The 19013-nt window shown below is 44.7% G+C and carries 19 protein-coding genes; 9 read left to right on the top strand and 10 right to left on the bottom strand.

The features are described from left to right. Window positions 1-84: 84 nt before the first annotated feature. Entirely contained in the window at window positions 85-1215 is a 1131-nt protein-coding gene (locus QUB66_RS08150; protein ID WP_265235055.1) for a hypothetical protein, read from the top strand. On the opposite strand, the gene QUB66_RS08155 is transcribed toward QUB66_RS08150, so the two are convergent. Then, window positions 1212-2396, bottom strand: a complete 1185-nt coding sequence (locus QUB66_RS08155; protein ID WP_265235056.1) for a DNA cytosine methyltransferase — start codon at window positions 2394-2396, stop codon at window positions 1212-1214. The genes QUB66_RS08150 and QUB66_RS08155 overlap by 4 nt on opposite strands. Window positions 2397-2708: 312 nt before the next feature. Between QUB66_RS08155 and QUB66_RS08160 the strand changes: the two genes are divergently transcribed. After that, complete coding sequence (locus QUB66_RS08160) at window positions 2709-4073, top strand: MFS transporter (RefSeq protein WP_332967223.1); 1365 nt, start codon at window positions 2709-2711, stop codon at window positions 4071-4073. 97 nt (window positions 4074-4170) lie between these two features. Here the strand turns inward: QUB66_RS08160 and QUB66_RS08165 are convergent, their stop codons facing one another. Together QUB66_RS08165 and QUB66_RS08170 are read right to left on the bottom strand one after the other, a co-directional pair. Continuing rightward, window positions 4171-5529 (bottom strand): calcium-binding protein, encoded by a 1359-nt coding sequence (locus QUB66_RS08165; RefSeq protein WP_332967222.1) that lies wholly within the window; start codon window positions 5527-5529, stop codon window positions 4171-4173. A 220-nt stretch (window positions 5530-5749) separates the two neighbouring features. Then, window positions 5750-7120 carry an Mbeg1-like protein gene (locus tag QUB66_RS08170; protein WP_332967221.1) on the bottom strand — a complete coding sequence of 457 codons (1371 nt, stop codon included), beginning with the start codon at window positions 7118-7120 and terminating at the stop codon, window positions 5750-5752. Window positions 7121-7255: 135 nt separating this feature from the next. On the opposite strand from QUB66_RS08170, the gene QUB66_RS08175 reads away from it, so the two are divergent. From QUB66_RS08175 to QUB66_RS08190, 4 genes are all read left to right on the top strand, one after another. Beyond that, the gene (locus QUB66_RS08175; protein ID WP_265235060.1) at window positions 7256-7459 is read left to right on the top strand and encodes a hypothetical protein; all 204 of its coding nucleotides are present in this window, start codon (window positions 7256-7258) and stop codon (window positions 7457-7459) included. Between the two features lie 4 nt (window positions 7460-7463). After that, the gene (locus QUB66_RS08180; RefSeq protein WP_332967220.1) at window positions 7464-7979 is read left to right on the top strand and encodes a GNAT family N-acetyltransferase; all 516 of its coding nucleotides are present in this window, start codon (window positions 7464-7466) and stop codon (window positions 7977-7979) included. Between the two features lie 196 nt (window positions 7980-8175). Further along, window positions 8176-8922 carry a HEAT repeat domain-containing protein gene (locus tag QUB66_RS08185; RefSeq protein ID WP_265235062.1) on the top strand — a complete coding sequence of 249 codons (747 nt, stop codon included), beginning with the start codon at window positions 8176-8178 and terminating at the stop codon, window positions 8920-8922. A gap of 167 nt (window positions 8923-9089) precedes the next feature. Beyond that, entirely contained in the window at window positions 9090-10013 is a 924-nt protein-coding gene (locus QUB66_RS08190) for an Rpn family recombination-promoting nuclease/putative transposase (RefSeq protein WP_332967217.1), read from the top strand. Between the two features lie 94 nt (window positions 10014-10107). On the opposite strand, the gene QUB66_RS08195 is transcribed toward QUB66_RS08190, so the two are convergent. The 7 genes from QUB66_RS08195 to QUB66_RS08225 all read right to left on the bottom strand — a co-directional run bounded on the left by QUB66_RS08195 (window position 10108) and on the right by QUB66_RS08225 (window position 15183). Continuing rightward, window positions 10108-10881 (bottom strand): class II aldolase/adducin family protein, encoded by a 774-nt coding sequence (locus QUB66_RS08195; RefSeq protein ID WP_332967215.1) that lies wholly within the window; start codon window positions 10879-10881, stop codon window positions 10108-10110. A gap of 35 nt (window positions 10882-10916) precedes the next feature. Next, complete coding sequence (locus tag QUB66_RS08200; protein ID WP_265235065.1) at window positions 10917-11597, bottom strand: VOC family protein; 681 nt, start codon at window positions 11595-11597, stop codon at window positions 10917-10919. 268 nt (window positions 11598-11865) lie between these two features. After that, entirely contained in the window at window positions 11866-13134 is a 1269-nt protein-coding gene (locus tag QUB66_RS08205) for an NAD(P)/FAD-dependent oxidoreductase (protein ID WP_332967213.1), read from the bottom strand. Window positions 13135-13158: 24 nt separating this feature from the next. Then, window positions 13159-13320 carry a rubredoxin gene (rd, locus tag QUB66_RS08210; RefSeq protein WP_332967212.1) on the bottom strand — a complete coding sequence of 54 codons (162 nt, stop codon included), beginning with the start codon at window positions 13318-13320 and terminating at the stop codon, window positions 13159-13161. A 259-nt stretch (window positions 13321-13579) separates the two neighbouring features. Next, the gene (locus QUB66_RS08215) at window positions 13580-14347 is read right to left on the bottom strand and encodes a ChaB family protein (protein WP_332967210.1); all 768 of its coding nucleotides are present in this window, start codon (window positions 14345-14347) and stop codon (window positions 13580-13582) included. A 174-nt stretch (window positions 14348-14521) separates the two neighbouring features. Beyond that, a complete protein-coding gene (locus tag QUB66_RS08220) occupies window positions 14522-14893 on the bottom strand; it encodes a DUF5615 family PIN-like protein (RefSeq protein WP_332967208.1) in 372 nt (123 codons plus the stop codon). After that, window positions 14890-15183, bottom strand: a complete 294-nt coding sequence (locus QUB66_RS08225; protein ID WP_332967207.1) for a DUF433 domain-containing protein — start codon at window positions 15181-15183, stop codon at window positions 14890-14892. Before QUB66_RS08225 ends, QUB66_RS08220 begins: the two co-directional genes overlap by 4 nt. Window positions 15184-15262: 79 nt before the next feature. Here QUB66_RS08225 and QUB66_RS08230 point away from each other — a divergent pair, with 79 nt between their 5' ends. The 3 genes from QUB66_RS08230 to QUB66_RS08240 all read left to right on the top strand — a co-directional run bounded on the left by QUB66_RS08230 (window position 15263) and on the right by QUB66_RS08240 (window position 18628). Further along, window positions 15263-15937: a polysaccharide deacetylase family protein gene (locus QUB66_RS08230; protein ID WP_332967206.1), complete on the top strand. Its 675-nt coding sequence runs from the start codon at window positions 15263-15265 to the stop codon at window positions 15935-15937. Window positions 15938-16073: 136 nt separating this feature from the next. Then, window positions 16074-17060, top strand: a complete 987-nt coding sequence (locus tag QUB66_RS08235) for a hypothetical protein (protein WP_332967205.1) — start codon at window positions 16074-16076, stop codon at window positions 17058-17060. Window positions 17061-17146: 86 nt separating this feature from the next. Next, window positions 17147-18628 (top strand): S-layer homology domain-containing protein, encoded by a 1482-nt coding sequence (locus QUB66_RS08240; RefSeq protein ID WP_332967203.1) that lies wholly within the window; start codon window positions 17147-17149, stop codon window positions 18626-18628. The last annotated feature ends 385 nt before the right edge of the window (window positions 18629-19013 follow it).

Genomic DNA, 19013 nt, shown 5'->3' on the forward strand with positions numbered 1-19013 from the left:
TGCAAGTTTGGGCGAAAATACACTGAACTGGCGATCGCTTATACTTAACTCTGGTATTTTCTATACAATCGCTCTATTTTTTCAATGTACGAACGCACTGATCCTGAGATTGAAGCAATTCAAGAATTCCTCTCGCCACACTTTGGAACTGACTTTGAGCCTGACGAACTGGCAAATAGCGAACAGACAATCATCGAACAGGTATTGGAGTATGTAGGTAGCCGGTTTACCCGGATGAAGTATATCCTCGGTCTTGCCCTTGATTTTGCGATCGTTGCACAGCGTCTATCTAATGTTGATGACTCTGCCAAAAGATTAAGAGAGCATCTGACAATTGAACAATTATTTCAACGCTATCAAGTTGTCACTGAACGGGGAGAACAACAGGCAAATACACTAACTTTAAAATTTGGTCAATCAACTCAAGTAGGTATCCGACGTATAGAAGAGTCACTTGTTCAATTTTTTCACAGTCTCAATCGTTCAAAATATCCCAGTGCTTATGTTTACAATACAGGTCAATGGCAAAAGTTTCAAGACCTACTGATTCTCTGTTTTCGTCTGTCCGAGTCGGGACGATTTCAACTCTGCCAACAACTTATTGATTTTGGTCTTGAACGATTGCCAAAGAACATATTTGTTACTAGAGAATCTTTACGAGTTCGTTTATTTTCCGAGATTGTAAGCAATTACCCGCGCAGCGATCCAGATGAGAATGGAGGTTTAGTTTTTCAAGCCATTGCTTGCGGTTATTTCAAAGCCGATCGACCTCATCTCAGCTTTGTCGTTGATAAGGTACGCACAGGTTCGTCCAGACAGCGGCGTTTTGGAGATATTGACTGTTATTATGGCCTGGATCTAGAAATATCAATAGAAGTAAAAGACTGTCACATTTCCCTGAAGAACCTCAAGCAACAATTGGGAAGTTTCCAGAAACAAGTAACAGGCAATCAAATCCTTGGTGTGGCTTTTGTACTCTCCATAGATGGGGAAGCGAGTTCTGTACTTAGCGACAGCGGTATCATTTCGTTCGCACAAGACGAGCTCATTAAATCCGTGAATATCTGGGATTGGCAAAAGCAGGATGCAGCCGTGCATGAAATGCTTCACTATCTTGCTCACGTTGAACAGAATCCTAGTGCTGTTGGCAGGCTGCTGGCATTTATTGGCGATCGAGATCCCCAACACAACTCTCTTACTTATTATCAAAGTTAAACTGTGATTTCAAGAGCAAGCTGAATCGGAAAAATTAACTCTGAATTGAGTGGCTTTATTTTTTGCGATCGGGCTCTAACAATTTCATCATCTGAATGGCTTTGATAAGCCTTGACAACTTCCTTTCCTACCGCCAATCCGAGTAGTGGCGGTACGGCATTTCCGACTTGAAGGTACTGTGATGTTCTCGAACCAATCACCTCAAAATCATCGTCAAAAGATTGCAGCCTCAATCCTTCGCGGACAGTCAATCCCCGATGCTGACTTGGATGAGTGGATCGTGCAGACGAAGGTTTTCTCATGTTAGATGTTACAGCAATAGCTGGTTTATCACTAGCTAGTCGAGCATAGCTATTGTGAAAACCGCTGGCTGGTTGAAGGCGATCGGGAATTGACTTTCGGTTGCCACCATCTGGGATATACTTCAGAATTTCAATTAACTTTTGTGAATGATTGGCCGCCTCGTGATGTAGCAGTATATTGGCAGTTTTTCGTCTAGCTATTTGATAGTCAGTTTGCGGCATAATCTGGTAATTTTTACAAATTTCTCCAGCATTTAATGGCGGCAAATCTGAAATTGCATCAGCTACATTCACATAAGAGTGAGAACTTGGCAGTGGAAATTCAGGCGGCAACAATCCATCAAGCCAACCTATAAAAAAAGCACGTTTTCGCAGTTGTGGTACGCCGTAGTCAGCCGCTTTTAAAAGACGACATTTCATGTGATATCCGATGTCAGCAAAGCTAGCAATGACTGAATCACGCACCTTGCCTCCCTGCATTACCAGCATTCCTTCAACATTCTCGATAATCACATAAGCAGGACGAATTTCAGCCACCAAATCGCGAAAATTACGCCATAAAGAATTGCGAGGATCTGCGCTTTCTCGCTTGCCAACGGTGCTAAATCCTTGGCATGGTACTCCCCCAGTAATAATATCGATTTCTGCTACCGAAATTTCAAAGAACTCCTCTATCTCGGAAACGGTTGTCTGTGTTAAGTCAGATAGCAAACAGGGAAGTGGAGATAGGTTACGTTCAAAAGTTTGTTTGGCGTTTTGACAGTAATCTATGCCGCCGATTGCTTGAATGCCAGCACGTTTAAAACCCAGAGTTAACCCTCCAATGCCGCAAAACAAGTCAAGGCTACGCGGAAAATCCTTTGTTTGAGTTTTTGTCATCGTTAACTACCTCTTGAGAGAACTATATAGAAAGTCAACATACTTTTGCGAACTTACGGCACTTCCGACTGGGATAAGAATGTCCGCGCTGACTTCGTTCATTTTAACGGAGAAAATCTTTTGCAGGCTTATTCCAAAAATGAAGATATGCGTGAGTCAGAATGATGCTAAAATACACTGTTTGTATGGCTGCCGCTCGCATCAGAATAACATATACTGTGATGCCAGCGGTTTAATTGACCGGAATTCTCGATCGCACTCAGTAAACCAGATCAGTAAATCAGATCAGTAGTTAGCCCAAATATGTCTGCAATGGAAAAAAAACAAATCGATGGATTGTGGGTATCAGTATTGTACTTTGCTCAAGGTCTCCCTTACACCGTCGTTAATTTAATGTCGGTGATTTTTTTGAAAGGGATGGGAACCAGCAACGAGATGATCGGATTGACAAGTTTGTTGTCTTTTCCCTGGGTATTAAAAGGTTTGTGGGGGCCCCTCGTTGATATGTATTCCACTAAACGCAAGTGGATTTTAACAACGGAAATTATTTCTATTTTTCTGTTTGCGTTGCTAGCTTTTGGTGTATTAACGCCGGAACCTGTTATTATATCGCTGGCGATATTTACGGCGATCGCCTTTGTGTCCGCTACTCACGACATCGCCATTGATGGATTTTACTTAAACGTTCTGAATAAAGACAAACAAGCGCTTTTTGTCGGCGTTCGCAACACCGCCTACAGGGGCGCAGTCATTGCCGGCAGCGGTGTATTGGTGTTCTTAGCAGGGAAAATAGCAGAACAGCATTTAGTAACAGGAACTGCGGGCGATACGAAGGTATATCAGGACATTCAGTTGTCACTTTTGGGCTCGTCTTTTAGCGTGTCTGCGCTTAAATATGGCTGGGCGACAGCCTTTGGCATTTGTGCCATTATATTTGTGCTGATTTATCTGTTCCAGCGCTGGTATCTTCCCTATCCTAAAAATTATGCTGTCGAAGCGGGTGCACCGCAGCGGACAACGAGTTTTATCGAGGCATTTAAAACTTATTTCGAGCAAGATAAAATTGGCTGGATTGTGACTTATGTCTTGATTTTTCGATTGGGCGATGCCTTAACATTCAAAATGGCTCCTCCTTTTTTAATGGATAAAGTTGAGAAGGGAGGGTTGGCAGTTTCTACGTCGCAGATGGGTTTGCTATCGGGTACTGTCGGCGTGATTTTTCTGTTAATCGGAGGATTACTGGGCGGCTATTTGATTGCCAAACAAGGATTGAAAAAATGGATGTGGCCGACGGCTATTTTGCAAAATTCAACTAATGTGCTGTATTGGCTGCTAGCAATCAATCAACCGGGGATTGAATGGGCTTATGCTGTAAATTCGATCGAGCAATTTACTTACGGACTTGGTGTAGCTGCCTATACAGTGTTCTTAATGCGGACTGTTCGCCCCGAATATGAAGCATCCCACTACGCGATTACAACGGCTTTTATGGCCGCAGGAGTGCTGATTCCGGGCGTTTTTAGCGGCTACTTACAGGCAGACTTGGGCTATCAAAATTATTTCTTGTTCAGTTCACTGGCTGTGATTCCCGGTATGATGACGATTTTCTTTTTGCCGCTAGAAGATGAGTACAAATTAGCATCTATGCCCCGGCCTGGACTGGACGATCGAGATTAATTAAATTGTATCTGTTGACTTTCCTACTTGGCGCCCATAAAATAGAGGACACAACATTGTTGTGTCCCTACCGCATATCTTTAGTGCTAATCGCCAACTAAATCGAAATAAAATCGCTAGCTGTAATCGGACTATTTAGTATGCCGAAGAAACTGGCAAGAACTTCACCACTGCTGGCAATTTCGATAGTTGTTGAAATATCGCCTTGACTAATTCTCAGTTGGTTGAAGCTCAAACCTTTGGTCAAACCAATTAAATCTTGACCCTGTTGAAAGTCTAGAAGTGTATCTGTACCTGCACCTGCTCCTAACACAAATACGTCGCGTCCAGCGCCACTAATTAAGATGTCTGCACCCACTCCGCCAACTAGGGTGTCGTCTCCGTCTCCCCCGTTCAAATTGTCATCTCCTTTGCCACCGAATAGCTGGTCATTTCCTAGACCACCAGTGATAATATCGTTGCCGCGGTTGCCGCTGAGAGTATCGTTTCCTCCGTTACCAGTGATAATATCGTCGCCACCAAAACCTGATGCTGTATTGTTGGCATCGTCGCCTACTAAATTATTAATTTTAGAGAGGTCGAGAGCAGTTCGCATTGCAAAAAAAATTCCCAAAAAAGAGCTTCCCGGAGTAGTTCTTAACTGCTCTGAACTGCTCCGCGATTGCAATGCTTCTCCTATTTCCGGGAGCGCAAAGTCTAAGCCATTTAACAGCTCTAAATAATCTGAATCTGTAAAAGTAAAATCAGGACGGCTCAACTGGTTTACAGAGATTTCTGTCTGAGTCAGGCCGGGAGGAGGAGTTGTTAATAAGCCTAATTGCGTGTGCTTGTCTAACGCCAGCAACGGGTTAATAATCGGGTTAGTAAATGTTTGTAAAACAACTTTTCCTGGCAGAAAAGCTTCTCCTCCCAAACTAACAAAATCGCCGCTAACTATGTAGTGAGTTACATTTTTTCCGGCGCCAGCTTTCTGTGTAAAAGTATTGACTGTGCTCTGAGCAATTCCGGGAGAATTGAAGGTGACAACATCTCCGATCGCAGATGTGAATTCTGTGGCGGCTAGCTGCGTTAGGGCGCCGCCCAAGCTGTGTCCGAGAAGGTCTGGCGGCAAGCGGCCGGGGTTTTTTGTTGTATCTTGACCGATTTCTGTCAGCCAAGTTCCTAAGGCTTGTTTGTTGGCTTCAAATTGGTTGAAACCGACGCTTCGCTTGTCTGCGTTGGCAAGATCGTCTACGAGGGAGTCGGTGCCGCGAAATACTAATACGGGCGGTTTGTCTGGGGTGGTGGAAATTAAGCCGATCGCGTGAAATCCAGTTCCCGGATCGTCAAAAGTGCGATCGATTTGGTAGCCGGCAGCGCTCAAACCAGTTTGAACGACAGTTTGAAACTGGGGGTTGTTATCTATGTAAGCAACTTGTTTCGCTAGATTTTCGTAAACGGCGGGGGAAGAAGGCATATTTTTTATTTCCTGTGGTTGAATCGGGAATTAGTTGTTAACCTGGTTAATTCATTTTACTGTAAACTGGATTAATTAACAATATTAATTTATTCAATTTTGCAATTATAAAATTATCAAAACAACAAAACAAGCCAAACGAATTTAGTAAAAAATAAGTAATATTTTTTACTAAATTTGGCTCGCTTTTACGATATCCAAACTACAAATTTTTCTCGCACTAAAGCTGCACAAAATCAGTCTGCGTAATGTCACTCGCCGACACGGCTGTGAGAGTAGCAAGAATTTCGCCAGTAATCGGGATAGAAATTACAGCTCCGTCACCACCTTGTCGGACTATAATTAGAGGAAAAGTTAGCCCCCGCGACAGTGCAATTAAATCTTCACCCTTTTTAAAATCGACAATTACATCGCCTCCGCCGCCGGATTCCAGTACAAAGCGATCGCGCCCCGCACCGCCGATCAAAATATCGTTGCCAAACTCGCCGGACATCAAATCGTTTCCCTCGCCACCCTCCAAATAATCGTTATCTCTGCCGCCGTACAAGAAGTCCTCACCGCGATCGCCGGTGATGCTGTCATTACCTCGATTGCCTCTAAGAGTATCGTTACCCCCGCTGCCGATAATTGTATCCTCGCCCTTGCCGCCCGTAGCAGTATTGTTGCGAATGTCGCCCAATAAATAATTCGATTGCAGAGGAGCTAAACCGTATTGCATTTGTCTGATTAAGTCCACAAAAGAAAATTCTGAGGCTGTTCTCAAACTCTCTGCACCCCCTCTGGTTCTGATTGCTACTGACACATTTGGTAGGGGAAAATTTAGCGCAGCGATAAACTCGTTAAAATCTGAGTCGTTGTTACTATAGTTAAACTCGATACTGTTTAAGTTTTCGAGGGAAATTTGCCTCTGAAAAAAATCTGCGGGCGGAGTAGTTAACAAATTTTCGGTTCGATGTTTTGCCAAAACACTTAAGGGATTAATAGTCGGGTCAGTAAAAGTTTGGAGAAATACTTTTCCCTGTATAAATGCTTCGCCAAACAAGCTGACAATATCTCCGCTGACAATGTAGTGACTGACATTTTTGTTGCCTGCTCTACTGAGATTTTTCCGAAAATTGCTGGCGATACTCGCTGAGACTCCGGGAGAGTTGAAAGTCAATATATCGCCGATCAGAGATGTGTATTCGCTGGCGACAATTTGAGCGATCGCTCCGCCCCAACTGTGTCCGATGACATCTGGCAATAATTTGCTGGGGTTTTTGGCAGTATCTTGACCGATTTCTGTGAGCCAGTTTTTGATACTATCTTTGTTTTTTTCAAATTCTGGTAAGCCAATGTCGCGGGAGTCGGAAAACATAGCGTCGCCGTCGATGAAGTCTGTACCTCGAAATACTAGGACTGGCGGTTTTGTGGGGTCGGAGGAACCGAAGCCGATCGCATAAAATCCGGTTTCTTTGTCGTCGAATATGCGATCGATATAGTAGCTGTTGGTGTCCAGGAAGCGCGAAACTTGATTTTGCGCGTTCGGCTTTTGATTCAAAAAAACAATTGACTTAGCCAGAGCTTCGTAAACAGCAGGCGAGGCACTCATAATATTTTATTTGGTGTTTGTTGGTATTGGCGATCGCTCTGGTTTTGAGCTAATTTTCCACTGCCCGCCATTATAACTGACAGATTTTTATGGTAAACTTGATCATATCTACTCAACAATCATTTTTGTGCAGTTATGGCTATCATTCGTCAATACATTGCTCCACTTATAGCGATATTAGTATTTTTCGTGGCTCTGGTAGCAGTCAGCGCTCGCATCTTTTTGCCGGCTGACATGGCTGCCCCGGCACCAATTGAGGAAGCGATCCCCCAAAAGCAAGCGACAGGAGTTAATCCAATTTTCTTGGGGCTAAATTATTCCCCTCTCCGTGTCCGCTAAACCGATGTCAGCCGAGATATTACCGGGCTACGGGCTGCGATCGGGTTCTGGACTCGATCGCGCAAAACTGCTAAAGTTCCTGCACCATACTTACCGAGAGCTTTACCCCGATCGGGAATTGGGACATTTGGCTCAAACTGTCGAGCAGTATTTTTCTAACCAGACGCCGCTTTGGTGGGTAGAGTGCCTGAAAAACAGCCAGAAAGAGGGAGAAAGTTTTTCTGCACTCCCCTCGCAGTCTGCCAATCTCAAATCGATTGTCGGATGTTTGTGGTTGGGAAATGCGATCGACCAAACCACTGGAGAACGCCACGGTCATATTTTTCTGCTCTACATAGCACCGGAACACCGCCGTCAGGGACTCGGTGCAGCTTTAATTATTCAGGCAGAAAATTGGGCCCGTTCAAGGGGCGACAGGCAAATTGGTTTGCAAGTTTTCTTGAACAATCAGCCTGCAATGAATCTCTATCAAAAATTAGGCTATGAGAGTCATTCTGTCTGGATGATCAAATCTCTTTGAAAAACCAGAGGTATTTGTTGGCAGTCAGAACTAGAGTTCGGATTCATCTAAATTATGAGGACTCTTCCTCCAGCAGGGCGAACAATAGGAGGACTTGAGTCTTGAATCGGAATGCTTTTATTGCCCGGAATGCTAATTTATATTGACCGTTGACTGAGTTGCACCCGTAGCATCCTCTGTGCGGTAAAGTTTTTTTATGAACAATAACGACTACCCCAACGCCCTCGATCTTGATACGGAACTGGAAAGCCCTTTGGATCAATTTGACGAGTCCGAACCCGCGCTACCAGATCCAGAGGAAATGCTGCCTTTGCTGGAATCCCCGGAACCTCAGCACCGGATGATGGCGGCGCGGGCTTTTTGCGAATTGCAGGACGATCGCGCGATTTCGCATTTAATTAATTTGTTGAGAGACGGTTGCCCCTTGGTGCGGGTGAGTGCGGCCTATGCTTTGGGGCGAAATCCGAGTCCCGATGCTGTGGAACCGCTGATCGAGCAACTTAACCGCGATTGGAACGGTTACGTTCGCAAAGGGGTAGTTTGGGCCCTAGGAAATTGCACGGATCACCGCGCCTTAGCGCCCTTAATTGATGCTCTGAGAACTGATATTTCGGCGGTGCGTTTGTGGGCGGCGAGTTCTCTGGGTCAAATGGCAAAAGTTGGTTACTATGTGGTGATTGCGGGGATTCCGCCGTTGATTGAATCGCTGCGGGGAGATGCTGTGTCTGCTGTGCGAAGTAACTCGGCTTGGGCGATCGGGCAACTGGCGCGGGAATTGCCGAATAATGTAGTGTACGCTGGGGCGATCGACGCTTTAATTGAATCTTTAGAAGAAGATGCAGATATGGGCGTGCGGGAAGATGCGAAATCTTCCCTCTTGCGAGTCGGCGATCCGCGCGGTTTGCAGACAATTGAAGATTTAGAAATGGAAGGAATGTTATGATCGAATTCCTACAATTAAATACTGTCAGGGATTGTGCACTCCGAATCAAGAAACCGGGTTTTGTATAAAAATACTTGATTGCAGCCAGCAAATTCGGTAAAAAACCCGGTTTCTGGGCTCTGCGTAAGTTTTAAGTGTTTTAAAATTACCGTTTAGCGCGATCGCTTGTGAACTTCATCAATCCCAAAACAGAGTTTGGCTTCAAAAAAATCTTTGCTTCGCCCCAGAGCAAAGAAGTTTTGATTAGCTTCCTGAATGCCATGCTCTACAACGCAGAGCCGACAATTCAAGACTTAGAAATCATCGATCCCTACGCCGCACCAGCCATTACCGGTTTAAAAGACACTTACCTGGATGTCAAAGCCAAAATTACAGGCAACACAACTGTCATTATCGAAATGCAGGTAATTAATGTAGAAGCTTTTACCAAGCGCGTCATATACAATGCAGCCAAAACCTACGCCACTCAACTAAAACCGAGAGAAGGCTACTCAAAATTAAATCCTCTGATTGCTTTAACAATTACAGATTTTGTGCTGTTTGAAAATACCGAAAAGTTTCTCACCCATTTTGTTTTTAAAGAAGTCGAAGAAAACATCGAATATTACAGAAAAATAGAATTATTTTTTGTAGAACTGCCAAAATTCAATAAAGAATTGGAACAAGTCGAAAACCTGATTCAAAGCTGGGTTTATTTTATCAAAAACGCTACCAAGCTTGATGAAATACCCGAAAAATTTGCATCAATACCCGAAATTAATACAGCTTTTTCAATCGCCAGTAAAAGTAATTTAAGCGTTGATGAATTAGCCGAATTTGAAAAGCGAGAAATGTTTTTTGAAGACCAGCGCGGTGCTATTACTAAAAGCCGCCAAGAAGGCCGCCAAGAAGGCCGCCAAGAAGGTAGAATTGAGGGGCAAATAGAATTAATTATGCGTCAAATAGGGCGGCGCACTGGTGAGATTTCGCCGGAAATTCAAAGTCGCATCCAGCAGCTATCTCCCGAACAATTGGATGATTTAGGTGAAAATTTGTTGGATTTTAGCAGTCAAGAGGATTTGATTGCTTGGCTTGAATCGGTGTCAGCGTAAATTTCTAATTATGTCCGGCAAAAAGGACACGGCAGTGACGTTTCCCCACGGATATTAGGACACGGCAGTGCCGTTTCCCTACGGATATCATGTGTTAATCTAATAAGTCAGGTTCCCGGTGTACAATCATGTCATAAAGCGGTTGAAAGCTAAACCATCCCATGCGGTGCGAGCCTACTTGTTGCTGTGTCAAACGCGCACATTCTGGCTTAATGAGAATCGGTTTTCCCGCTGCTTGGGCCATTAACTGCGCTTGACAAGAACGTTCCATCGAAATAAACCACCAAGCCGCTTCATCTACTGTTTCACCAACTGTTAAAAGCCCGTGATTTTGTAAAATAATAGCTTTTTTTTCACCTAAAGTTTGGGCGATGCGTTTAGCTTCTTCGATTTCCAAAACAACTCCGGTATAATCGTCAAATAAGGCATGGTCTTCATAAAAAGAACAAGCATCTTGCGTCAGCGGGTCAAGCAGGCGGCCCAAACTCGACCAACTTTTGCCGTAGGGAGAATGGGCGTGCGCTGCTGCGATTACGTCGGGGCGGGCGCTGTGCACTTGGGAATGAATGGCAAAGGCTGCTTCGTTTACGGGTTTATTTCCTTCAACTACTTCGCCTTTGTGGTTGACTAAAATTAGGTCGCTGACTCGAATCAAACTAAAGTGCATTCCAAAGGAATTGACCCAGAAATGGTCGAGGTGTTCGGGATCGCGGACGGTTATGTGTCCAGCAATTCCTTCGCTAAATCCGAAGCGACCAAATAACCGAAGTGCGGCGGTTAAACGTTGTTTGCGGTGGCGACGTTCTTCTTCAAATGAGTTGAATGTTGGGGGTTGAAAAGTGACTTTTGGGATTTTTACTGCTATCATAAACTGTTTGGTAATTGGTAATTAGTCAGTAGTCATTAGTCAGTAGTCATTGCTTCGTATTCACTCAAGCGCAAACCTGCTATGTTTTTGCAGTCAAAAGTGGCGTTATTTCCGGGGTGGCGTTCGATTAATTCGATGATTTGTCCGGCGGGGTTTTGCAGAAACCACTGGGTTAATGAGCCGTAGTCTAAAGGTTGATATGACAGGGGTTGAAAGTTTTTATTTTGCCATATTTTAGCAGCATTCTGAACGTTTTCGACTCGAATCGCGACGTGGTGAACTGCTGTCAATCCCCTTTCTTGCTGGAAGCGGTTTTTTTGGTCGCCGGCTGCGTGGGGCGCATCCAATACTATTAAGCCGCCGGCTGGCATTAATAAGGTCATTAAATGCAGCCACAAATCGGAGGGAATGTTAATGTTTGCGGTACAAAAGTTAATGGGAAACAAGTCGGGACCTTCAACTATTTTGGCGCCGAAGGATCGAAAAGATTCGGCGTAGTCTTCTAGGGCGGCGCGATTAGGAAATGTGATGACAAAGTGGTCTATTGATACTAATTCTCCGTACAGCTTTGTCTCAAATGTCCAGGTTGTCAAAAATTCGGGATTAATAAATTTGGGGTTGAACTCCAGCAAGCCATTTTTTTCGATGAATGGTGAGTCAAGATGGCTGTCAAGGTTGCTGTCTAATTTTAGGGTTGGTAGATTCAAGTTTTTCATGTCTCTCACCCGATGTTATAGCAGTGGACAGTGGACAGTGGACAGTTGACAGTTGCAGAATCAGGAAATCAAACCGTTTAGGCTATGGGTTAGGAGGCTCTATTCATGAGGTTATTTATGTCCTAACCGCTGTGGCGATTGCTATAACTGTGCAAAACAGCGAATTTTGTCTCCAGGCTGAAGTTGACGCACATTGAGTGCGCCTTAATTCAAAAATAACACAAAATTTAATACAGGCAAGCCGATCGCCCGATCGCCACTCCCAAATCTATAATCCCAAATCGGCTGATTTGCCGATCGCCATTCCAGCCAACCACGCCGTAGTCCAAGCACTTTGGAAGTTGAAACCGCCCGTCACGCCGTCGATATCCAAGATTTCGCCAGCAAAGAAAAGTCCGGGACAGCGGCGGCTTTCCATTGTCTTGAAATCAACTTCCTTGAGGTTGACACCGCCGCAGGTGACGAATTCTTCCTTAAATGCGCCTTTTCCTGAAATCTGATATTCGCCTTGAACGAGCTCTAGCAAGAGGCGATCTAGGGCCTTATTCGATAAGTCGGCCCAGCGTTTTTGCTCGTCAATGCCGATCGAACTTGTCAAACGTTCCCAGAGGCGGCGCGGCATCGGAAACGGACAGCTAGAGACGATCAAGCGGTGCGACAACTGCGATTTAACCGCTACCAGTTGCTGCCGCAAAACCTCCCCATTGTACTGGGGAAGCCAATTAATCAGCACAGATGTTCGATAATGGCGATCGTGCAAAAATCTCGCACCCCAAGCCGAAAGTTTGAGTACAGCAGGCCCGCTTAAACCCCAGTGAGTAATTAACAAAGGCCCGCTTTGTTCTAATTTAGCACCAGGCAATTTTACCTTAGCATTCGGAACCGAAACTCCGGCTAAATCTTTGATTCTGTTGTCAGCAATATTAAAAGTAAATAGAGAAGGAACGGGCAGTTCTACAGTATTACCTAACTCTTTTGCCCACTTAAAACCCGACGGATTGCTACCTGTAGCGAGCAAAATGCGATCGGACTGCAATATCTCTCCGGATTTTAACTCAATTTCAAACCTAGGGGCGGTGATTTCCGGCCCGCCTTCTTCTCCGGTATTCCCCATTAATTTATTGACTGAAACCACTGCATCGCCCGTGCGAATTTTAACACCGGCATCCTCAGCGGCCCGGATCAAACAGTTAACAATTGTCTCAGAATCATCTGTGATTGGAAACATTCGCCCGTCTGCTTCTGTTTTCAATTTCACACCGTGACTGGCAAACCAATCTACAGTATCGCGGGGTTGAAATCGACTAAAAGCACCGCGCAGAGCTTTCCCTCCTCTGGGGTAATTCTGCACTAAAACACCGGGATCAAAACAAGCGTGAGTGACATTGCAGCGCCCGCCGCCAGAGATGCGAACTTTTGCCAGAAGTTGGCGGCCAGCTTCTAGTAAAGTGACGCGGGCCTGCGGGTAGGTTTTCGCGCAGGTAATCGCACTAAAAAAACCTGCTGCACCGCCACCTATGACTGTAATTTTGAGCATTCGATCGGACAAATTTTTTCTCGCTTATTCTTCTGGTTCAAAATCGGATTTTGCCGCCCCGCAAGTGGGACAAACCCAATCGTCTGGGATATCTTCAAAGGCAGTACCGGGAGCTATCTCCCCGTCGGGGTCGCCTAGTTCTGGATCGTAGACGTAATTGCAAACTGTACAAACGTATTTTTGCATTTGCTTAACTCAATTTTATATTGTAAGCTTATAGATTATACTTGACAAAGCAACCAAGTGCAATACCCATTTAAAAAGGGAATGCGACTTTGGACAATTCCCAAACTCTTAGGAATTAAGTTTTTCACAAATCTAAAATATAAAATATAATTAAGTCTTCCCAAAATCTAAAATATAAAATTTAAAATCTTCAAAGCCTCCAAAACCGAAGTTCTAGAGGCTTAATTGTATTTTTTATTAGTTTACTGCGATTGGAAGACTAGACTTTTGCTAAAGGCTTAGTCCAAACGCCGTTTTCATCTTCTTCATACTGCTGGTGAATGGCGTTCCAAGCGGTGTGTTCGGCTTGTATCGAGTCGTTGCTTTCGTCAAATGCGGTGTTGTAGGATTCGATAAAGGTTTTTTGTGCTGCTTCCGACAGGTGCGATCGCACTTCTGGAGACAAATCTGCCGGACTGTTGCAGCGACCTTTGACGGCGCGCGGCAGCGTCTTTTCGCTAACTGAAACTTCTTCACCGCCGGCACTTTCTAGCAAGAGTTGAAATTCGCCCGATTTATCTGCTGCGACTTCGGCCATCACGAGAAATTCGCCTGCTTCAACGCGGGTTTGATAGATAGTTGCTTTCTCTTCAGGCATTCCCAAAGCGACTAAAGCGGAGACTAAACCTGCACCGGCCGAACCTGCGATCGCGCCGCTAGCTGCACCCAACAGTACAGCGCCCAGCGGGCCAGCCGATACTACTGCACCGACAAAGGGAATAAACAGCACGCCTACGCCGGTTAGCAAGCCCAAAAAAGAACCGAATAAGGAACCAAAAATCGCCCCGCTTCGCAGACCGCCTAAAATCACATCTTTTTTAGTAATAAAGCCGGCAATTTTAGTTTTGGACTGAAAGTTTTTGCCCATTACGGAAATGTGGTCGCGGGAAACTCCGCGATCGAGCAACCGCCGAATTACGCCGTCTAATTGTTCTTCTTCCTTAAATACGGCTGAAACAGTGCGTTCTGCTAGATATTCCTCTGTCATTGTTTCTCCTTGATGGTTTGTCGATTAGTTGTGCTGGTTTTTAGTATAAGAGGACACTGTAGGGCGATCGCATCGATCTTGAGAGAGAGGTGAATGCGATCGGAGATAGTTTGAGGCTCTATCAAAAGAGTTAAGTAATTTTATAATTGGCGATCGCTAATCTTTTACAGACAGTTATTCATCTCTAATATAAGCTCCCATAAACTCCAATTGATTTATCATTTCTTCCGCTGACTTGGCAGCCATCAAATTCAAAATTCCTCGCCATTGAGCGCCTATTGAGTAGCTTTGTCGCGTTGCAACAATAATTCCTGAATGAGCCATCTTTAGTTCAGCAAAAATTCTGTGTAAACGGCAGAAATCTCCCATATTAGCAGTGTAAATGACCCGCCCTTGCTCAGTTGCCCAGATTAACTGCTCCTCATCTGAAGAGCTAAGTTTGTTCGCGTCTGGAGTAGTCATCACATCTACACCAGAATTCCGCAAAGATACTACCAACGACAGATTGCCAGAATCTTCATCAATATAGAGACGAATTTGACTCACGATAAATTACCTGCCATATATTCAGCTTCCCAATACTGACACTCTTGGTAGTACGCTGCTATATCAGCCTCGATTTCATCTTTATTAGCATGATAATAAGCCAATCCAGCATAAATTTGTGCTAAGGTCAAGTGCGGAAATTCTTCAGCGATTTTTTCAGGAGTCATTCCCGCTTTGTAGTCAATGGCTATGCTTTGCACGGACATTCTTGTACCTGCGATGCGGGGACGGCCGCCACAAGTTCCCGGCGTGCTGACAATTAGCGTTCCAATATCAACGGCAGTTGTCATATTGACCTCGATTGAGTTAACTTTATTCTATTATAACGCAGCTTCATTTCTACCCGATCGCATTCAACAAGGTTAACCAATGCCACTAGCACCTTTGTTTCCTGTCGTTCATCCCATTCTCAAATCTACCTTTCCCGGATGTCTGTGGACGGGAGATATCAACAGCCGAGAAATAGCCCTAACATTTGACGACGGGCCGCACCTGCAGCACACACCTCAACTACTGAAAATTTTAGATAAATACGACATCAAAGCGAGTTTTTTCTGGCTGGGATTTTGCGTTGACAGACATCCAGAAATTGCCAAAGAAGTGTGCGATAGCGGACACTGGATCGGTCTTCACGGCTACCAGCACGTATCCTTTGCCAAACTCAAAACCCACGAACTAAAAAATAGTTTAGAAGACACGCAAAAAGCTATTAGCAAAGCTTGCGATTTAGACCCAAAATTAATCCGCGACGTGCGGCCACCCAATGGAATTTTTATACCGCGAACATTAGAATTATTGCAGCAGTGGGAATATCGCCCGGTAATGTGGAGTGTCGTCCCAGAAGATTGGGTGCGGCCGGGGGTGATGAAAGTTATGAGTCGCGTCGTGCAGCAAACAGAAAACGGTTCAATTATTGTACTGCACGACGGTTATTCCGGCGGCGAAGATGTTGCCGCATCTGCTGATAAAATTATTCCATTGCTGTTGTATAAAGGTTACAAGTTTGTAACAATCGATCGCCTGTGGCAACAAATTTCAGTCTGATGGCGTCAGTGCGATCGCTCCTTTGAACCAAAAAACCGGGTTTTTCAACCGAAATTCATGGTTTTCAGTCCGTGTAGGGCGATCGAAAAACCTGATTTCTGGCCACCAGTGCGTAAGTCCTAATTCTCATAAATTCATGAAAAAAACACTGTTTGTAGCATCTCTTTGTTTGGCAAGTACGGGATTGGCGATCGGGCTTTCTCCTGCTTCCCTCAGTGCTAAAACCCCACTTGTCGTACAGCAGCCAGCCAGTGACCTGTCCGTGCCTGCGATCGACTCAAAACGCCCTCAAGTCGAACTGGTGAATCCGGGAGTGGAGCCCCGACAACAGTTGCGTTTAAAACCAAGTTTAGGTGTTAAACAAACGACTACTATGATTGTAAAAATGGAGATGGAAGTGTCTACAGCCGGCAGTAGTACGAATGTGAATAAAGTTCCGACTATGGTCTTAACTATAGAGACAGAAGCCACTAAAATTGATGCCAATGGAGATATTCACTACGATTTTTCATACGCTAATGCAGATATTACTGCCGATACTCCAAATTTGCCAACTGCGGCCCTGGATAGTATGCGATCCGCAGTCAAAAAATTAGTAGGATTGAAAGGTTCTTTCATCATGGATAGTCGGGGCGGTAATAAAGGAGGTAGCTTTACTTTGCCCGCAGAAGCTGACAACAATTTCAAACAAATGGTTCAAAATATGTCTAAATCCTTACACCAGCTTGCCTCGCCTCTGCCAACAGAAGCAGTTGGCAAAGGTGCTAAATGGCGCATCTCTTTTCCATCTAATGCAGGTGGCATGAATGTGAATCAAACTGCTATCTACGAATTGATTGGCTTGCAAGATGGAGTTGCTACTCTCAAAACTAGCGTAGAACAACAAGCAAATCCCCAAAATTTGACTTTACCCCAATTACCTGCTGGCTCTACTATGGCCATAAAATCTTTTGCGTCTCAGGGTCAGGGAGAAGTGATAATGCGACTGGATCAATTAATGCCTGTTCGTTCTGTCGTCTCTATCAATTCTAATTCTGAAATGACTATTAAAGTTGCAGGTAATCCAAAAGAATTAACAATGAAAACAAAAATGCTGATGGAGATGACTTTGGATTCTAAATAAGCGATATATTAGGTGAGAATACCTGATAGGATATAAAATTTACGAAAGTTTCGATCGCAAACAAAGCAAGTAGAGGAGGCTGTGGTATGGTTCGATCGCACAAACGTCAAGCTGTCATCGCTTTAGTCGTAGCCCTGGGTACAATCATCGGAAATTTAGTGCTTCCAGGCTTGAATGTAGCCCCAGCATTTGCTGAAGCCAAATTTAAGGATGTCACAAACCATTGGGCCCAAGGCTGCATAGAGGAATTAGCCGATAAAAAAATCATCAGCGGCTACTACGAAGACGGCAGTTTTCGCCCGAACCGCCCAGTCAGCCGCGCTGAGTTTGCGGCAATGCTGCGTAGGGCTTTTCCCGATGCAAAAACCGTCCGCAATCCGATCGACTTTGCAGATATTCCCACGAACTACTGGGGTTATAAACCAATTCGAGAAGCTTATCAGACAGGTTTTCTGTCCGGTTACAGCGGCAGTATTTTTAACCCAACTTTGAACATTCCCCGCTGGCAGGTTTTGGTAGCTTTAAGCAGCGGCTTGAAATATACGCCTACAGGTTCAGCGCCTGAGATTTTGGATGCGACTTTTGAAGATGCGCCAGACATTCCAGAATTGGCGAGAAATGCGATCGCCGCCGCGACAGAAAAACAACTCGTGGTCAATTATCCCGCCGTCAAACAGCTAGAACCTACGCGCAATGCTACCCGCGCCGAAGTAGCAACTTTCTTGTGTCAGGCGATCGCCAAACCCGGACAAACAGCCTTAGTTCCCTCGCAATACATCGCCCAAGTGCCAACAAATGTCGGCCCGGCGAGAACCACAGAAACCTCGGAATCTGGGAATATTCGGGCGGAAGTTTCTTTCGTCAAAGAAGGAGAAAATGCCAAAAATATCCGCATCAAAATTATCCGAGACGGTAAAACTTTATTAGAAGAACAAGTGCTAATTCCGACTCGTTCCCTAGTAGACAATCCCGACAAAAAAGCCAACGAAGAAGTATCAGAAGGGCGCTTGTTATCGGTGCGAATCCGCGACTTTGACGGCGACAAGGAACCGGAAGTGCTGGCAGATTTAGTCTCAATCAATAGCGGTGTCCGCTGCTGTAATTATTCGTTTATTTACCGCTACGACTCAGTAGCTAAAAAATACACTCATATCAAGCATTTTTGGGGCAATGTGAGCTACGAAGTTGTCGATTTTGGCAAAAATGATATCCCGGAGTTCAAGAGTCAAGACGGGCGATTTGCAGAGGCTTTTACAAATTATGCGGATTCTCGATTGCCGCTGCAAATTTGGCAGTACCGCCAAGGTAAAATGGAAGATGTGACTAAGCAGTATCCGGTGGAAGTATACACGAATTCTGCTGAACTGTGGCTGGAATCTAGGAAGCGATCGAGCGAAGATGCAGAGGTAAAAGGGGTGTTGGCCGCTTTCATGGCGAGCAAGTATGTTGCGGGCCAGGAGGCGGAAGGTTGGCAATTGTTGGACAAAGTGTATCAAGGGCGCGATCGTACTCAATTCTTGGAGAAGTTGCGCGAGTTTTTGGTGAGCACTGGTTATGCTAGTAAGTAGATTTGGAGGTTTTTAACCGCAGATGAACGCGGATAAACGCTGATAATATCTGTAGGGGCGGGTTTTACGAATAATATCTAATTCCTACTAAGAAATGAAAATTTAATAACTTAAGCGATTGCTCGTTACCAGGCTCTGCCTGGTAATGCAGATCCGGAGGCTCTGCCTCCTTTTATGTGGCAACTTACAGGCCCTGAGAGAGGACTGTAGGAGGTGTTTAATTATTAAGTTTTCGATCCTAACAATATTACTTAACCCGCTCCCATACAACAGATAACCCACGTCAATTATTCATCAAATTTGTCGTCAAATATTCATTTGTTTAAATAAAGTAAATTACTCAGAACTTGTGAAGAAATACCAAAATTGTTGCTTTTTGAAGCGC

The organism is Microcoleus sp. A2-C3, assembly GCF_036706065.1.
Classification (GTDB): Bacteria; Cyanobacteriota; Cyanobacteriia; order Cyanobacteriales; family Microcoleaceae; genus Microcoleus.

Excerpts from the sequence above, each read along its gene's own strand:
- QUB66_RS08185 (WP_265235062.1), top strand. The coding sequence starts at position 8,176 with ATGAACAATAACGACTACCCCAACGCCCTCGATCTTGATACGGAACTG.
- QUB66_RS08215 (WP_332967210.1), bottom strand. The coding sequence starts at position 14,347 with ATGACAGAGGAATATCTAGCAGAACGCACTGTTTCAGCCGTATTTAAG.
- QUB66_RS08205 (WP_332967213.1), bottom strand. The coding sequence starts at position 13,134 with ATGCTCAAAATTACAGTCATAGGTGGCGGTGCAGCAGGTTTTTTTAGT.
- QUB66_RS08240 (WP_332967203.1), top strand. The coding sequence starts at position 17,147 with ATGGTTCGATCGCACAAACGTCAAGCTGTCATCGCTTTAGTCGTAGCC.
- QUB66_RS08165 (WP_332967222.1), bottom strand. The coding sequence starts at position 5,529 with ATGCCTTCTTCCCCCGCCGTTTACGAAAATCTAGCGAAACAAGTTGCT.
- QUB66_RS08195 (WP_332967215.1), bottom strand. The coding sequence starts at position 10,881 with ATGATAGCAGTAAAAATCCCAAAAGTCACTTTTCAACCCCCAACATTC.
- QUB66_RS08155 (WP_265235056.1), bottom strand. The coding sequence starts at position 2,396 with ATGACAAAAACTCAAACAAAGGATTTTCCGCGTAGCCTTGACTTGTTT.
- QUB66_RS08175 (WP_265235060.1), top strand. The coding sequence starts at position 7,256 with ATGGCTATCATTCGTCAATACATTGCTCCACTTATAGCGATATTAGTA.
- QUB66_RS08170 (WP_332967221.1), bottom strand. The coding sequence starts at position 7,120 with ATGAGTGCCTCGCCTGCTGTTTACGAAGCTCTGGCTAAGTCAATTGTT.
- QUB66_RS08230 (WP_332967206.1), top strand. The coding sequence starts at position 15,263 with ATGCCACTAGCACCTTTGTTTCCTGTCGTTCATCCCATTCTCAAATCT.
- QUB66_RS08150 (WP_265235055.1), top strand. The coding sequence starts at position 85 with ATGTACGAACGCACTGATCCTGAGATTGAAGCAATTCAAGAATTCCTC.
- QUB66_RS08160 (WP_332967223.1), top strand. The coding sequence starts at position 2,709 with ATGGAAAAAAAACAAATCGATGGATTGTGGGTATCAGTATTGTACTTT.
- QUB66_RS08225 (WP_332967207.1), bottom strand. The coding sequence starts at position 15,183 with ATGACAACTGCCGTTGATATTGGAACGCTAATTGTCAGCACGCCGGGA.
- rd (WP_332967212.1), bottom strand. The coding sequence starts at position 13,320 with ATGCAAAAATACGTTTGTACAGTTTGCAATTACGTCTACGATCCAGAA.
- QUB66_RS08180 (WP_332967220.1), top strand. The coding sequence starts at position 7,464 with ATGTCAGCCGAGATATTACCGGGCTACGGGCTGCGATCGGGTTCTGGA.
- QUB66_RS08200 (WP_265235065.1), bottom strand. The coding sequence starts at position 11,597 with ATGAAAAACTTGAATCTACCAACCCTAAAATTAGACAGCAACCTTGAC.
- QUB66_RS08235 (WP_332967205.1), top strand. The coding sequence starts at position 16,074 with ATGAAAAAAACACTGTTTGTAGCATCTCTTTGTTTGGCAAGTACGGGA.